This window comes from Streptococcus sp. 3874, from assembly GCF_013276425.1.
Taxonomy (GTDB): Bacteria; Bacillota; Bacilli; order Lactobacillales; family Streptococcaceae; genus Streptococcus; species Streptococcus pseudopneumoniae.
Genome location: NZ_VMLA01000027.1, coordinates 50,216 through 64,168 on the forward strand (window position 1 = coordinate 50,216; position 13,953 = coordinate 64,168).

General features: G+C 31.9%; 11 protein-coding genes, 1 pseudogene and 1 other annotated feature. All 12 genes and pseudogenes read right to left on the reverse strand.

Annotated features, from left to right (window positions below; all coding sequences use genetic code 11):
* Positions 1-174 precede the first annotated feature (174 nt).
* Positions 175-405 (reverse strand) — a binding site (T-box leader).
* A gap of 211 nt (positions 406-616) precedes the next feature.
* The 12 genes and pseudogenes from HT703_RS03140 to pfbA all read right to left on the reverse strand — a co-directional run bounded on the left by HT703_RS03140 (position 617) and on the right by pfbA (position 13,749).
* Entirely contained in the window at positions 617-1,618 is a 1,002-nt protein-coding gene (locus tag HT703_RS03140; RefSeq protein ID WP_000789949.1) for a LacI family DNA-binding transcriptional regulator, read from the reverse strand.
* 107 nt (positions 1,619-1,725) lie between these two features.
* Complete coding sequence (locus HT703_RS03145; RefSeq protein WP_000656287.1) at positions 1,726-2,094, reverse strand: hypothetical protein; 369 nt, start codon at positions 2,092-2,094, stop codon at positions 1,726-1,728.
* Between the two features lie 95 nt (positions 2,095-2,189).
* Complete coding sequence (locus HT703_RS03150; RefSeq protein WP_000127548.1) at positions 2,190-2,900, reverse strand: MgtC/SapB family protein; 711 nt, start codon at positions 2,898-2,900, stop codon at positions 2,190-2,192.
* Between the two features lie 2 nt (positions 2,901-2,902).
* Positions 2,903-4,596, reverse strand: a pseudogene (locus HT703_RS03155) (iron ABC transporter permease).
* A gap of 11 nt (positions 4,597-4,607) precedes the next feature.
* Positions 4,608-5,618 (reverse strand): ABC transporter ATP-binding protein, encoded by a 1,011-nt coding sequence (locus HT703_RS03160; RefSeq protein ID WP_023932608.1) that lies wholly within the window; start codon positions 5,616-5,618, stop codon positions 4,608-4,610.
* A 103-nt stretch (positions 5,619-5,721) separates the two neighbouring features.
* A complete protein-coding gene (locus HT703_RS03165; protein ID WP_000738377.1) occupies positions 5,722-6,789 on the reverse strand; it encodes an extracellular solute-binding protein in 1,068 nt (355 codons plus the stop codon).
* A 24-nt stretch (positions 6,790-6,813) separates the two neighbouring features.
* Complete coding sequence (locus tag HT703_RS03170) at positions 6,814-7,473, reverse strand: DUF1868 domain-containing protein (RefSeq protein ID WP_000793811.1); 660 nt, start codon at positions 7,471-7,473, stop codon at positions 6,814-6,816.
* Between the two features lie 179 nt (positions 7,474-7,652).
* Positions 7,653-8,663, reverse strand: a complete 1,011-nt coding sequence (gene galE / locus HT703_RS03175) for a UDP-glucose 4-epimerase GalE (protein ID WP_000996560.1) — start codon at positions 8,661-8,663, stop codon at positions 7,653-7,655.
* 12 nt (positions 8,664-8,675) lie between these two features.
* The gene (galT, locus tag HT703_RS03180) at positions 8,676-10,151 is read right to left on the reverse strand and encodes a UDP-glucose--hexose-1-phosphate uridylyltransferase (protein WP_023932602.1); all 1,476 of its coding nucleotides are present in this window, start codon (positions 10,149-10,151) and stop codon (positions 8,676-8,678) included.
* 12 nt (positions 10,152-10,163) lie between these two features.
* The gene (locus tag HT703_RS03185; RefSeq protein ID WP_000945329.1) at positions 10,164-10,805 is read right to left on the reverse strand and encodes a phosphate uptake regulator PhoU; all 642 of its coding nucleotides are present in this window, start codon (positions 10,803-10,805) and stop codon (positions 10,164-10,166) included.
* A 57-nt stretch (positions 10,806-10,862) separates the two neighbouring features.
* Positions 10,863-11,609 (reverse strand): protein phosphatase 2C domain-containing protein, encoded by a 747-nt coding sequence (locus HT703_RS03190; protein ID WP_166735991.1) that lies wholly within the window; start codon positions 11,607-11,609, stop codon positions 10,863-10,865.
* Positions 11,593-13,749 (reverse strand): multi-ligand-binding adhesin PfbA, encoded by a 2,157-nt coding sequence (pfbA, locus tag HT703_RS03195; RefSeq protein WP_166735992.1) that lies wholly within the window; start codon positions 13,747-13,749, stop codon positions 11,593-11,595. The genes HT703_RS03190 and pfbA overlap by 17 nt, the downstream gene beginning before the upstream one ends.
* Between the last annotated feature and the right edge of the window lie 204 nt (positions 13,750-13,953).

Consider the following 13,953-nt stretch of genomic DNA (forward strand, 5'->3'; position numbering starts at 1 on the left):
ATTTTCATTGAGTATTACTAGCTTTTTTCGTATTAGTCCGGCCTTTTTGTTTGCTTTTAGTAGTAGGCAAGGAGCTGTAGATAGAACTCAAGTTCATCAAAGCGACTTAAGGCCCTAATAAAAGATAAACAAAATGACGGATAGAAAAAAGCCCACACACGGAATCTACTTCCATGTGAGGGCGTTGGTAACGCGGTGCCACCTCAATTATAAAGGAACTATCTCCTTTACATCTCTGCCTTGTCTAACAACAAGCTGCACTGTAAGGTGTGCGCACCGAATTTTCATTGTTTCAAATTCATTTTCAAAATCAGCCCACTTTCACTACTTCCAACCACCTATTCACAACCACCACAGGCTCCCTGAAGATCAAAAATAGTTACTTTTCTGATTTGTTGAACTTATTTTAATACTTTGTTTTTTCTTTGTCAAGACTTTTTTACGATTTTTTTGAAAATATCATTCGAATGTGACCATGTCTTCCTTAAATCGAACATGAACATGTCCCACTTGTTAGAAATTGGATCCAACTCAATAGAAACTGAATGGAGGCTAAACAGAACTTATTTTAGAACACTCCATCTTTTCCACTAGGATTTTCAAGAATTAAACAATACTAGAAACTCTGTCTCCTAACAAATTTAGGAGAAACTTCAACAGATGTGACACTTTCCCCTTTAATAATTGCTAAAACACCTTCTATCATTTCTTTAGCCAATTTAACATAATTGGGAGCAATTGTAGACAAAGCTGGAGTATAATACTGAGAAATAGGAATATTATCAAATCCAATGATAGAAATATCATCTGGAATAAGAATTCCTTTCTCATAGCACGCACGAATCAAGCCCTGAACCTTTTCATCTCCTGAAACAAAAATAATGTCCGGATAATTTTGGGTAGTCAAGTGCTGCATTGCATAAGAATAAACTGAATCAATTGTAGATAAGCCATAAATGACTTTTAAATCCATAAAGTAATTTTTATCATTCAGAAAAGAACGCACACCTCTTTCACGATCCTTATTAACATGGGATTCTCCTCCCATAAGCAACCACATATTTTTAAATTTTTCTTCAGTTACAGCTTTCATCATATCATAAGTAGCTTGAAAATTATTATTAGATACATAGACTACTCCAGACGTTTGAGATTCACCGAAAACAAGAAAAGGCATATGGTTCTTCTTTAAATACTGAATTCTGATATCATCTACACTTTCATAAAAAACAATAACACCATCTACTAGGCTACCTGTGCTTGATATAATTGAATTACTAATTGTATCCTCCTCTCCAAAGTACTCAACTATAGCATTAACACCAAATTCTTTACACGTCCGTAACACTTTATCTAACAGCGTATGAAACCAAATTAAAGGAAAAGAGTCGATTTTTTTTACAGAAATCAATATATTTATAGCTTCTTTTTTAGTTAAATTTTTTGCATACGCATTTGGAATATACGACAATTCCTCTATAACTTTTTGAATCGCTTGATAAGTTTCTTCTTTAACATTTACTCCACCATTAATAACTCGTGAAACTGTTTTTGGAGAAAAACCTGATAAACGTGCAATATCATAAATAGTTACCTTTTTCCCATTTATATTTTTCATTTCAGTCCTCCATTACGAACATTCTAATATTACTATACAATATTTAATTTTTTTTAACAAGAGAATTTAGTAAATTATTTAAGATCCACAAATTCACAAAATTAATTTTACAAATATTCTTTCCCTTCAAAAAAGTTTAAATTGCATTTCACACCTTTATTTTTAAGAATGTTTCCAACTTCACGACAAATAAATTCATATGAGAAAAAACTGCCATAAAATTGTAGATTAACTTTTTCAGTAAAATGTGTAGGATTTATAAAAACATATAATAGCCTGTCAATGTAACATTTTAACATAGAGTTAATTTTTTCTTTAAAGATAACATTTGTTATCAACTCATCAGGAGGTAAATGAAAGGCAAACACCATTTCACAAATATCATAAAAAGAAATAAATTTGTATACTTGTATCAAACAATTATTATCAAAATATTCTATTTTACCTAAATCAAAATTGATTTTATAATCTTTCATAAAAACCTCTGAGCAAAAATCTACTCAAAAATTAGATGATTAAAACATCTAAAAAACAAAAGGACAAAAACATCTGTCCCTTTGTTTACTAAATTTCAGCTAATTTCTTCGACATAAATAACACCTACAATATTAGCAATTTCTTCCATTAGTTTAAGGTGCTCAAATCTACCTGATAATTCCAGAGTAATAAATGACGCGATTTTTTTGTCTGGAACATCAAAATATTCAATTCTGTCAGAATTAACATCTCCAAATGCAGTTCTAGAATCAGTCATTCTAATGCCATTTTCTGCACAATAAACCAATACACGATTATAGGCTTCTGTAGATTTAACCACTATATACAATTCAATCATTTTAGAACGATTTCGTAGATATTTTTTTAGTGGTTGGAACATGGATATCACACCCCAAACAGAAATGGCTACTAAAAGAGCTCCCTCATAAAAACCTACTCCAATAGCTAATCCAATTCCAGCTGAAGCCCATATTCCGGCTGCAGTTGTTAAACCAGTTATTTTCTTTTTATCTGTAATAAGTATTGTTCCAGCCCCAAGAAAACCAACACCTGATATAACCTGCGCACCTAAGCGTGTAGGATCTCCTGTACCAAATTTATAAGATACGTATTCATTCGTCATCATAATTAAACATGCAGCCAGACAAACAATACTATGTGTACGAATACCTGCTGGTTGAGATTTACTTCCTCTCTCTAAACCAATTACACCACCAATAACTACTGATAAAACAATCCTGACAACTATTTCAATATGTGATAACCCAAGACTAGTGGCTGTCATGATTATTTCCTTACTTTACGCCCCGGTCTTTGTGTGAAGTATAATACAGTTCCAGAAACAATCATCAGAACAATTGTATAAACAAATACCAGAGCTTGTGCATTAGATGTTGCTGTTTCATCACCTGCAGATCGAATCGTAATACCTAATGGTTGAGCTAGGGGATGGTGTAAAGGAATACAGATAAGTCGAAGTCAGTTAATAAAGAGTTAAAGTTTAAAGCAATAACAGAGAGAACAACCGGTAAAATAAATGGAATGATAACCTTCATCATAGTATAAAAAGGTGAAGCACCCATACTTCTTGCTGCATCTTCCATCTCATCATCAACACTAAATAAAATAGCACGTACCATTCTATAAGAAAATGGGATTTTTACAACTATATATGCAATAAGTAGAATTACCAAACCACCTACCAAAATCTGATTCAAGACAAGAAATTGTGGCTGATTAAAAGTAAATAATAAACTTACTGCTAAAAGTGTACTTGGTAGTAACCAAGGAAGTAGAGCACCATATTCAAATAAGAAATCAAAACGAGATTTATGTTTTCTGACAACACGAGCAAATACAACTGCGAGAATTGTTGCTGTTGTCGCAGCAATAATAGAATAAATAAAGCTGACCAAGAATGGAGAGAATGCCGCACTATTACTAAAGAATAAGCGATAATTTTCTAAAGTAAAGTTTGATAATGTTAAGTTACCTGTTTGAATTGCAACTGGATCTGTAAATGAGTATAATACTATAAAAATTAGTGGAAGCATGAAAACTGTGAACAATCCATATGCTACAATGTGAGCAATGATATTCCAAGGCTTAGACGCAATTTTTTGTTTTTTAAGAGGCGCTTTAGTCTTAGAGATAGAAATATAATTTCCACCTTTTTCTATCTTATTCATGATAGTAAGCAAAATTGTAGTTGCAATACCTAAAATAATTGCAAGTAAGGCAGCTAAATCACGAGAATTCCCCATCCCTGCAAATGTAATAATCATTGGATTTATAGTTTGAAATTCTTTACCACCAACAATCATGGGTGCTGCTACTGCAGATAAACCACTAAGAAAAACCATAATAGTAAGTGCAAATAGAGTTGGAATTAAGGTTGGTAACACTACTTTTCGGAAAACAGTAAATGGTTTTGCTCCCATATTTCGAGCAGCCTCAATAGTGTGATAGTCAACGCTTCGAATTGTATTTGTTAAAAACAATGTATGATTAGCAGTTCCTGAAAATGTCATAATGAATAAGACTGCACCATACCCAATAAACCAGTTAGAGTCTAAAGAAGGGATAACATTTTGTAAAAATTTTGTAATCAATCCATAAGGACCATAGACAAATTTATATCCAGTCGCTAAAACCACTCCTCCATAAATTAAAGAAGTCATATAACCTAATTTTAAAATTTTAGCACCTTTAATATCAAAGTACTCTGTAAATAGAACACAAAGAATACCTACGATATTAACTGTAATAATGAGTGAAAATGCTAACTTAAAACTGTTCATAATACTCTGAAGTGCTCTCTGAGATTTTAGAACACGATGTACAGCATCAAGGGAAAATTCTCCTCCTTTTACAAATACATTCACTACTAGATCAAAGTTTGGATAAATAATAAATGTTACTAAGAACCAGATTAACCCTAAACGAATAAGCCAATCTTTTAAATTTAATTTATGACGCATACTGCACCTCCTTAAAATTGCAGAACGTCTGATGGAGTGATAAATAATTCCACACTTTCTCCGACAGATCTAATAGCAGCCTGACTATCAATACTTGTTACATTAAGAATCTGACTTTCAGAAACTTTTATTGTATAGTGAATTGTAACTCCAGAAAACTCAACATCAATAATTGTCCCTTTTAGAATAAAATCTTGTTCAGTTTCACGATTGAATCGAACTTTCTCTAATCGAATGTATCCTTTTTTATCCTCTAAGAAAACGCTTGTATTTTTCAATAATACTTCGTGGACTGTTTCATCAGTCAAAACATTAATATCTCCAATAAAATCACATACAAATTCAGTTTGAGAATTATGATAAATTTCTACTGGTGTACCGACCTGTTCGATGTATCCATTGTTAAAGACTGCAATTCTATCAGATAAAGTCAAGGCTTCCTCTTGATCATGAGTAACATATAAAGTAGTAATACCTAACTCTTTTTGAAGTCTTTTCAACTCTTTTCTCAAATCTACACGTAATTTTGCGTCAAGGTTTGACAATGGTTCATCTAGACAAAGAATTTTAGGTTCAAGAACCAGAGCACGAGCCAATGCTACCCTTTGTTGTTGACCCCCAGATAATTCTGATACATTACGCTGTAACTGTTGATCAGAGATCTTAATTTTTGCTGCTACTGCTGATACTTTAGCTTTAATAACATCTGGAGCTACCTTCTTAACTTTTAAACCAAATGCAATATTATCAAAAACAGTCATAGTTGGAAATAGCGCATAAGATTGAAATACAATACCAATTCCACGCTTTTCAGGTTCCAAATGAGTGACATCTGTTCCATTAACTTCAATACTTCCTGATGATGGATTTAGAAAACCTACCAAAGCTCTCAAAGTAGTTGATTTACCACATCCTGAAGGCCCAAGAAAAGTAAAGAATTCCCCTTCATGTATATCTAAATTCAGATTATCAATTGCAACAAAATCACCATATTTAATTTGAATATTATCAAATTTAATCATCTCACTAACTCCCTCTATCACTAAAACCAAAAGCCTCTCTTTATTTCTTCCATAAATTTAGAAATAATAGAGAGACTTGGACATAAAAATTAACTCTTATTTCTTATTGTACGTATTCTAATTCAGCTTTTTCTACCCATTCATCCAAATGCTTTCCAACAGCTTCCCAGTCAATATTTTGTGGTTTCACTTGATCAACAAATTTCTTAGTATCTTCTGGTAGATCTTTGAGGGCATCTTTATTTGCAGGAATAGATCCAAAGTTCTTACTATATTCTACTTGAATTTCTGATTGACCAAACCAATCAATAAATTCTTTAGCTAACGCTTGTTTTTTACTAGTGCTTAAAACCATAGTTTGTTCAGTTACAAATGGTACACCGATCTCAGGAGTCATAACTTTGAAAACAACATTTTGTTCTTTTTGTCCAACTAATGCACCAGAACCCCACATCATTCCATATTGTATTGGATCTTCTTTGTCTAACATCTTAACAATTGAACTTTCTCCCTTTTGAAGAGTGTATGCATTTTTCAAATATTCTTTTGCTACTTCCCAACCTTTTTCGGAAACACCTAATTCACCTTTATCATCAAGGTATCGAACTAAGATACTTGCTAGAATTGCACGTCCTGTACCACCTTGAAGACCAGAAATTGAATATTTACCTTTATACTTACTACCTAATTCTGTCCAATCTTTAGGCATTTCTTTTACATCAGGCGCCCCAATTAAAACTAATGGTTGAACAATCACAGGATTATAATAATTATCTTTATCTGATAAAGATTGATCAATTTTATCTAACCATTTAGGCTTGTACTGTACTAGTAATTTTTGATCTCTAATTTTATTTGAATCAACAGCACCAATTCCAAATACCATATCTGCAACTGCATTATTCTTCTCAGCAATAACACGGTCTGCTAATTGAGCGCCAGGGATATCAACCATTTTGATATTAAAACCAGCTTCTTTTGCTTTAGCAGTTAGCCAATCACCACGACCATTTGAGACTGAGTTCGAATAGATTACTAATTCTTGACTTTTATCAGCTTTTTCTTCAGATGAAGAAGCAGTCGTAGAATTTGAACCTCCAGAGCAAGCAGCAAGTGTAGTAAGAGCAACTCCCGTTGCAAGTACAGTAGACCAAACTTTCATTTTTTTCATGATAAGTTCTCCTTTTTTATTATTTTATTTAAATTTTTCGTGATATGGAACAAATTGTCTCATATCTTCAAATACAGTATAGTCAATACGGTTTACAGTAATAGTTGGAATCTTCTCTAATAAAATTTCAGTTAATTCTGCTCTGACTTTAGTAAACTCTTCTTCCTCCTCTTCGGTTAAAGGAATTCGAAGATACCCAATTGAAATATGGAATTGATATCTATCATGATTAGGGAAACGAACACCTGCTTTTTCTGAGACATAAGTACGAATTTCTTCTAATCTCTTTGCAGAAGCTTCATCTGCAGGTTCAACTAATATGTTTTGTTTTCCCATTTCAGTTACACGCATATGAATTTCTTCATCCAACAATGGAAAAATTTCAAGTTGTTTAGCAAAGTAATCATGTATTTCCTGTAAAGGTGTATCTAGAGGAAGATTACTGCTCCAAAACTCCGTTTCACGATTTTCATGGCACAACAATTCAATTACAGTCATGTGAATAGAATTCCTTGGAGTTAAAGTGAACTTATCGATAAATGGTAATTCTCTATAACGTGATTGAATAATATCAACAACTTCCATCAAATCTTGTTTAGTATAAAGATTTGCTACAACTGTATTCCCAGGGAAATGATTAAATTCCCCATTCTCTTTGAACTTAATTTTTGTTAAGTTTTTCATATAAAGACCTTCTTTTTTATATTTGACATCGGTGTCATCATGTTTACATTATACAATGAAACCGTTTCCTTTGTCAAGCGCTGTCAAACATTTTTTTTAATTTATCTTTCATTAAATATACATTTCATTAAAAGGTTAAGTAATTTTTCCAAAATACAGCACTCATATAGACAGTATCATCAATTATAGCCATTGGGATTTTTTGATTGCCAATTCCATGTATCTCTACACATGTCTTCAATCGATTTTGTTGTTCTCCAATTTAATTCCTTATATGCTTTGTCTGCATTTGCATAACAAGTTGCAACGTCTCCTGAACGTCTTGGAACTATTTTATAAGGAATAGGGATCTTATTAACACTTTCAAATGTATTTACAAGTTGTAATACACTAGTGCCTTCTCCCGAGCCTAGGTTATAGATATAAACATCTGTTTTTTCAGATACTTTTTCTAAAGCTTTTATATGTCCTATTGCTAAATCTACTACATGGATATAATCACGCACACCAGTACCATCAAGCGTATCATAATCATTTCCGAACACACTTAGCTCTGACAGCTTACCTACCGCTACTTGTGCAATATAAGGCATCAAGTTGTTAGGAATTCCTGAGGGATCTTCCCCAATAAGCCCAGACTCATGAGCACCAATTGGATTGAAATAACGAAGCAACGCAATACTCCATTCTGAATCTGCCACATGAACATCTTTTAAAATTTGCTCAAGCATCACTTTCGTATACCCATAAGGATTTGTCGCACTTGTTTGCATCGTCTCAATTAGAGGTGACTGATTGTTAATTCCATATACAGTCGCACTTGAAGAAAAGACAATCTTTTTAACATTAAATTCTGACATCACTTCAACAAGTGCCAATGTACTCATAATATTATTTTTGTAGTACATCACAGGCTTTTGCACGGATTCTCCGACAGCTTTATAACCTGCAAAATGAATTGCAGCATCAATCGATTCTTGTTCAAATACCTTTCTCAATGCTTGTTTATCACAAACATCTAATTCGTAAAACACAGGACGTATTCCTGTAATTGCTTCAATACGGTCTAGCACCAAGATGCTAGAATTCGAAAGGTTGTCGACAATGATAACTTCCTTTCCTAAATTTAGTAATTCTACTACGGTATGGCTACCAATATAACCAGCTCCGCCTGTTACCAATATTGCCATTTGGGTTTCCTCCTAATTAATTCCAACCGACTTAACAAATCTCATAAACGCTTCATGTCCAGATGAAGTATTCTTATAAACACCTGCATCTTCTAGGACTCTCGCAAATGCTTGTCCTACTTCGTGTTGAACTACGCTATTAACCTCTTCTTTTTTAATGTTAGGATATTTTTCTTTCAATTGGTCGGCCCATTCTAAATGATAATCCGCAATTGCGTTTTCCTCTCCTAAAAGATATTTTCCAACTTCTTCTAACTCTGGTTTCAAACGAGGTGGTAATATCGCAAGTCCCATCACTTCGATTAATCCGATATTTTCCTTTTTAATATGTTGTACATCTTGATGAGGATGGAAAACACCATCTGGGTATTGTTCAGTAGTATGATTATCTCTTAGAACAATATCTAATTCATATCTCCCGTCCACTTTACGAGCAATAGGAGTCACCGTATGGTGTGGGACATCTTCAGTCATAGCAATGATGTCTACTTCTAAATCTGAATATTCTCTCCACTTATTTAGAATTTTAGTAGCTAAATCTAACAAGCGATTTTTATTTTCACTTTGTAACCTAATTACTGACATTGGCCATTTTACAATACCAGCATTAATATCCTCAAAGTCTTTAAAACGAAATTCACTCTCAAATTTTGCTTTTTCCATTGGGAAAATATATTTCCCTCCCTGATAGTGGTTATGACTAAGAATGGAGCCTCCTGAGATAGGAAGATCAGAATTTGAACCAGCAAAATATCCTGGCAAAATATCAACAATCTCCAATAATTGTTCAAATGTTTTAGAGGTAATAGCCATTGGTACATGTTGACTATTCAAAAATATCGCATGCTCATTAAAGTATGAGTAGGGAGAATACTGGAATCCCCATACTTCGTCACCAAGTTTCAACCGAATAATTCTATGATTCGAACGTGCTGGATAATTTATTCGCCCCTGATATCCTTCATTTTCCATACATAGTAAACATTTGGGATAATTAGTTGCTTTTACTAATTTTTCAGCAGCAATTGTTTTTGGATCTTTTTCGGGTTTTGACAAATTTATCGTAATCTCTAGCTCTCCATATTTAGTTGATGCTCTAAACTCAATATTCTTAGCAATAGCAGAAGTTTTAATATAATCACTATCTTTACTTAACTTATAAAACTCTTCAACTGCTTCTTGAGGTGATATATCATATGAACTCCAAAAAATATCATTTAATCGACTAGGTAAAGGAACTATGAAATTCATTAACTCTGCTCCTAAACATTCCTTTTCCTCGATTAAATCTTTAATTTTACCGTTTTTTAAGGCGATTTCCACTAAGTAATCTTTTATTTGTTTCAGGTCATTTTCATCGGAAATGCGATCAGTTCCCTCCTCACCTATTAACGCTAATACTCTATTTTTCACATATATTTTGTCAATTTCATTATACATTCCGTATTCAATTACTCTATCAACAAAATTATCAATAATTGTTTTCATATATTTTTCTTTCTAATTTATGTTCCCATATTTTCTATACATTATCCATTTATAAATTGCTTGCGTAGTATGAGCAATTTTATCAAGGTGATGAATAATATCTAAAGCACCAATTACTTCAGAAACATTCCCATCATCTTCAAATATGTAATTCATTATTTTCTTTTCAATATTTATACTAAGCTCTTCTATCTCATTCTGTTTTTGTATAACAACCATATCTAAACATCCAGATTGTTCCTCTCTATAACAAGATATAGCCCTATTCATATGCTGTCCGATAACTTCATGAAGTATTTTTATTTCTGAAATAATTTTCTTCAAATTTTCATTATTTTGAATAATCTGTAGATTTTTTAAAATTTCAACAATTCTATCCCCAATACGTTCAATGTCAGTTGATATTTTTATTACACTAATAATTCTTCTTAAGTCATATGAAACAGGATGTTGTAAACAAATTAACTCAAATCCTTTTTTATCAATATTTAGAACTGACTCATTTATGATTAAATCTTCTTTAATCAATTCTACTCGTTCTTCATTTGATAAATATTCAAATAACTTCTCATATTTATCAAGCACAGATACCCAAATGGTCTCTAAATTATTTGATAATTCTATAATTTCATTTTCTAAATATAACCTTAACATTTAGGTACCTCTTCTTAACAAAGTTCAATAGTAACAATTAATATTTTAAACAATATATCAAACATCAATAACTAGAATACTTGCATCATCCTTCTTTCCATAGATTGGATCAATAGCAGAAGAATTAAATCTCATCTTAATTAACTCTTCAAAAGTTTTATTTTGATTATTTTGATAGAATTCATAAAAGCCATCGCTCATTAAAACAATTTGTTCACTAGTAACATCTATTTGATTAATAATAGCATGGTCTAAAAATCTCTCATCCAACGAACCTATCCAGTACCCACTCGGTTGATTAGATAATTTTCTGATTTTTTGTAAAATAATTTTTTTATTTAAAACACTACTTGTACCAATTGAATCTTTTATCTCATTTTTCCCTTTTTCAAATAAGTTATCTACTCTATGATCAGTTATTTCCATTTCGTTTACTAACATGACGCAGTCACCTAGCATCATATACTCCAACTTTTTTTCTGAAAGTTTAGCAAATATAAAAGCAAATGTTGGTAAGCGATAATACTCTGTTAATTCATATGAGTTTAAACCGATTTCATCTTTAACCTCGAGTAAAGCAGTTTCAAATATTTGTTTAAGAGTTTTTGATTCTTTACAATTAACCGACAAACTTTCTGATAAAATATGTACAACTTCTGAGACTGAATAACCTATCTCCTCTTTAGAATTATATAAATCTGTAGCTCCATCAATAATCCAAAAATACTGATTTTGTGAACCTACAGCATCCTCATTTTCTACGGAACTTCCTTGTATCGAACAAATTTTATTTATCTTTACCATAATACTTCAACCCTTTTAGTGTCAAAAGTAAACCAATTCCTGTCACTGTTAAGAATAGTTCCATAATCTTGTTCGAACCAGTCTTTGGTAATTTTTGTTTTACATCTACTATTTCTTTAGATTTATTAATATGATTTTCAGTTTCTCTGCCATCTCCAACTATTTTATAGTTTACTTCTTCTGTCTTATTATCTTGTTTATTGTCGATCTTGTCATTCATTTGTCTATTATCTTTACTTGAGTTAAACTCTCCGTTCTTCTGGTTACTATCAATTACATTATTTGAATTAGATTGTTTTTCATGCACATATGAACTTGTTTTAAATTTTTCCTCTTTGTTTTTTTCTTTTTCGTTTTTATCACTTAAGTTATTTGTTACAATTTTGTAAAGCCCATTCTCCGTTACAATATTGAAATTACCATCGCTATCACGTATAACAGGTTCTTTCCCATTTCCATTAGATTTGATGAATGATATATACTTACCGGATAAATTATAAAATTGGTTATTTAAAACGGTTATTTTACCCTTTGAATCCTCAATAACAATTCCTTCTTTACCACCGAATATACTATTCTCTGAGACTACTAAATTATCACTAACTCGTAATAATTCAATATTTGGTTGTTCTGTTTCCTTAGAATTATTATTAATTACATTTTTTGTTACAGTAATATCTGATACTTTTCCTAAATATTCTGCACTATCTTTTGCAACTCGTATCGCTTTTGTTTTAGGATCGGCAATATTAAATATATTTTCGGCGATAACCACCTGTTTATTTAAATCTAATAGGTCTTTAGTGTTTTTATAGCTATAAGCATTTACTAAAGCTGCTCCGCTTTCTCGATAATGTACACTCTCTCCTTTAACTTTCTTATCAAAGCGATTTCCTTTGATTAATACATCAGTGAATCCTGTAAAACGTACACCTGCATACATCATGTTATCAAAATGATTATTTAAAATTTTAATATTAGAGGGGTTCTGTGTCGACAATGTTTGATAGTGTGTGCCAATTGCTGTTACTAATTCCCCAGATTTATCACTTTTGCCAAAATAGGAATTTTGAATAGTAACATTTTCAGATTTTTTCCCATCATCATTCAAAGCATAAGGAAAACCTTTTCTAGTTAATGGTTCAATCTGAATACTCTCCTTACTTATAATTTGCCCATCTTTCATAGTTTTAGGTAAAGCTTGACCAAGAAAACGAGAATTATCGACTAATACATTCTTCGAACCTGCAATTTGAATAGCATGCCCTTGATAACTATCCTTGAATGTTACATTTTTTATAGTTACGTTATTTGAATTCCCAATAGCAAATGCACCTGAAGAATTTATAAGTGGTAGATTTTTTGCTTTAGTTCCTTCTTCATTCAAAGCACCGTTCATATCAATAGTACCACCAGAATAACTAATATCTTCTGTTGGACCCCATTCTACTTGCGCACCATCATCCGTAAATAAACCTGTCATAAAAACAATGGAAGGATGATTCTTAATATTTATACCATTTAGAATGGTAGCTTTCTCATTCAATTCTAAGTGTGTATGACTTTTTAAAAAAACAATTTCTTTTACTAAATAAGTTCCTTCAGGAAAATATACATTTCCTCCACCTAGTCCTTTAGCTGCAGCATCTATTGTATCTTGAATTGCTTGACGATCATCATTAACTCCGTCACCTATTGCTCCATAATCTTTTACACTTAAAGCAGTATCTTCAAATTCTTTTTTGATAATTCTGTCACTTATAACATCTTCCTTATAACTCTTATTTTCATTAGTAGATGTTACTGTAGATTCAACTGTTCTGTTGTCTAATTGTGAATTGGAACGAATAGTACCATTAGAGCTGATACTATTAACACTTAACGAATTATCTAAACCATTAGTGGTTGAATTAGAGGCAATCATTTCAGCAGAACGATTCTGATTAACAGTTGGTGAATTATCTAAATCATTAGTAATTGCATTAGAAGACTCTTTTGTAGCCATCGGTGAAGAACTAGTAACAACTTCATCCGATAAAATACCTTGGCTTCCCAAAATTGAAATTGCCAATAGTACCGAGCAGGTCCCCACCTTTAATTTACGAATACTGAATACCTCATTAGGAACAAAATATTTCATCAGAACCTCCAATTTTTTTACTATTTTTTAACAATTGATTATTACTTTTCTTAAAATAGATAGAATGACACCGCTGTCATTATCTTTATCATATATTTTCCAAATTGAATTGTCAAGAAATAACACAAGAAAATATTAAAATTTATACTCTTCGGAAATCTCTTCAAACTAGGTCAGTGCCGCCTTGCCCTAAGTCTAGGTTAC

Bases quoted from the DNA above. Each gene is read 5' to 3' on its own strand.
- HT703_RS03140 (WP_000789949.1), bottom strand. From the start codon at position 1,618: ATGAAAAATATAAATGGGAAAAAGGTAACTATTTATGATATTGCACGT.
- HT703_RS03145 (WP_000656287.1), bottom strand. From the start codon at position 2,094: ATGAAAGATTATAAAATCAATTTTGATTTAGGTAAAATAGAATATTTT.
- HT703_RS03150 (WP_000127548.1), bottom strand. From the start codon at position 2,900: ATGACAGCCACTAGTCTTGGGTTATCACATATTGAAATAGTTGTCAGG.
- HT703_RS03160 (WP_023932608.1), bottom strand. From the start codon at position 5,618: ATGATTAAATTTGATAATATTCAAATTAAATATGGTGATTTTGTTGCA.
- HT703_RS03165 (WP_000738377.1), bottom strand. From the start codon at position 6,789: ATGAAAAAAATGAAAGTTTGGTCTACTGTACTTGCAACGGGAGTTGCT.
- HT703_RS03170 (WP_000793811.1), bottom strand. From the start codon at position 7,473: ATGAAAAACTTAACAAAAATTAAGTTCAAAGAGAATGGGGAATTTAAT.
- galE (WP_000996560.1), bottom strand. From the start codon at position 8,663: ATGGCAATATTGGTAACAGGCGGAGCTGGTTATATTGGTAGCCATACC.
- galT (WP_023932602.1), bottom strand. From the start codon at position 10,151: ATGAAAACAATTATTGATAATTTTGTTGATAGAGTAATTGAATACGGA.
- HT703_RS03185 (WP_000945329.1), bottom strand. From the start codon at position 10,805: ATGTTAAGGTTATATTTAGAAAATGAAATTATAGAATTATCAAATAAT.
- HT703_RS03190 (WP_166735991.1), bottom strand. From the start codon at position 11,609: ATGGTAAAGATAAATAAAATTTGTTCGATACAAGGAAGTTCCGTAGAA.
- pfbA (WP_166735992.1), bottom strand. From the start codon at position 13,749: ATGAAATATTTTGTTCCTAATGAGGTATTCAGTATTCGTAAATTAAAG.